Genomic DNA, 1,615 nt, shown 5'->3' with positions numbered 1-1,615 from the left:
GCTGCCGCCTGCCGGCTCGGTCATGCGGGCAGCGTTCGACGAAGCTTTCGCGATGCAGAAGCAGCGGCCGCCGGTACCTTGTGTCGAAGCCGGGTCGTCGATCCGGGTGCAACTGCTGCTGGAGGAGCGCGACTACCTCACCATCCTCAGCGCTGCGGAGCTGCAGCTCTATCGGCCGCTCGGGCTGATCCAGCGCGTGCCACTGAGCCCGGCGATCCCCTCGCCGGACATCGGCGCGATCTGGGAGCCGGCGCTCGGCAGCCGCCTGGTCGGGCACTTCGTGGAGGCGCTGCGCAGCGAGTCGCTCGACCTGGGCGGTGCCCACTGACCCGGCGGGGGCGCACAGCGTCAGCGGCACTTACCGTCGCCGCCAAAAGAACCGACTCGACCCGCGTCGACACGGCCGCGACAATTTGGCCGTCGTGTCGTCCGGCGGTCTTCGCGGGCGACACCGGCTTTCCAGGAGCATCGAATGCAAGTCGGGTATATCGGTCTGGGCGCGATGGGCGGCGCCCTCGCGCGTCATCTGGTGGACAAACACAGCTTGAGCGTCCTCGACCTCAACCCTGCCGTGGTCGCCACCTTCGAGCAGCTGGGCGCGCGCGCAGCGCCGTCGGCCAAGGCGTTGGCAAAGGGCTGCGAGGTGGTGCTGCTGTGCCTGCCACGCAGCGTTGACGTGGAGCGGGTACTGTTCGGGCCGGACGGGCTGGCAGAGGGCCTGTCGCCGGGTGCGATCGTGGTCGACCAGACCAGCGGCGTGCCGGGCGAGACACGCCGCTTCGCCAGCCGCCTGGCCGAGCAGGGCGTGGACCTGATCGATGCGCCGGTGTCGGGTGCCATGGCCACGGCCATCGCCGGCACGGTATCCATCATCGCCTCAGGCCCCGAGCCGGTGTACGCCAAGGTGCTGCCGATCCTGAAAGCCATCAGCCCGAACGTCTTCTATTGCGGCGGACGGGTCGGCAACGGCCAGACCATGAAGGCGGTCAACAACATGATGAACGCCGGCTGCCGCCTGGCTACGCTGGAGGCGGTGGCCATGGGCCGCAAGTTCGGCCTGCCGCTGGAGGCCATGACCGAGGCGCTGAACCACACCACCGGGCGCAACTTCACCACGCAGGGCATGCTGGTGGCGATCGCCGAAGGCCGGCAATCGACCAAGTTCGGTCTGGGGCTGCAGGTCAAGGACGTCAACCAGGCGCTGTCGATGGGCATGGCCCAGGGCGTGCCGATGCCGGTCTCGGACATCGTTCGCGGCCTGCTGCAGATCGGCCTGAACACGCTGGGCGAGCAGGCCCAGCTCGAAGACATGATCCGGGTCGTCGAATCGATGGCCAACGCACGCTTCACCGGCGCCCCCCTGGCATCTTCCGCTCATTGAGGCTCAGAACATGAACGTAGGCATTGTGGGCAGCAGCCCGTTGGCAGCCGTGGTGGCACGCCGCCTCTCGAAGGCATTCCGTGTTCACGTGCTGGCGCCGGAGTGGCCGACCGAGCACCTTCAGCGCGAGATCGTGCCGGTGCAGGATCTGGCCGCCTTGTCGCAGCAGTGCCGCGTGCTGCTGGTCTGCGCCGCTTCGGCCGCGCTGCACGACGCCGCGGGCTTCGGTGCCCG

3 protein-coding genes are annotated in these 1,615 nt (G+C 68.8%); all 3 read left to right on the top strand.

Going from position 1 to position 1,615, the window contains the following annotated elements; translation table 11 throughout:
• Positions 1-328: type 2 periplasmic-binding domain-containing protein (locus FKP22_RS29710; RefSeq protein WP_211361663.1), on the top strand; the 328-nt coding region annotated here is incomplete at its 5' end.
• 144 nt (positions 329-472) lie between these two features.
• A complete protein-coding gene (locus FKP22_RS29705) occupies positions 473-1,381 on the top strand; it encodes an NAD(P)-dependent oxidoreductase (protein ID WP_141291823.1) in 909 nt (302 codons plus the stop codon).
• 10 nt (positions 1,382-1,391) lie between these two features.
• On the top strand, positions 1,392-1,615 hold a 224-nt coding region (locus tag FKP22_RS29700; RefSeq protein ID WP_141291821.1), incomplete at its 3' end, for a hypothetical protein.

The organism is Ideonella azotifigens, from assembly GCF_006519715.1.
GTDB lineage: Bacteria > Pseudomonadota > Gammaproteobacteria > Burkholderiales > Burkholderiaceae_C > Ideonella > Ideonella azotifigens.
Note: the sequence above shows the minus strand (reverse complement) of the source record. Positions and strands in the feature narration are given on the sequence as shown.

What these genes read in the sequence shown, in the direction of transcription:
- FKP22_RS29705 (WP_141291823.1), top strand. Translation starts at nt 473, where the DNA reads ATGCAAGTCGGGTATATCGGTCTGGGCGCGATGGGCGGCGCCCTCGCG.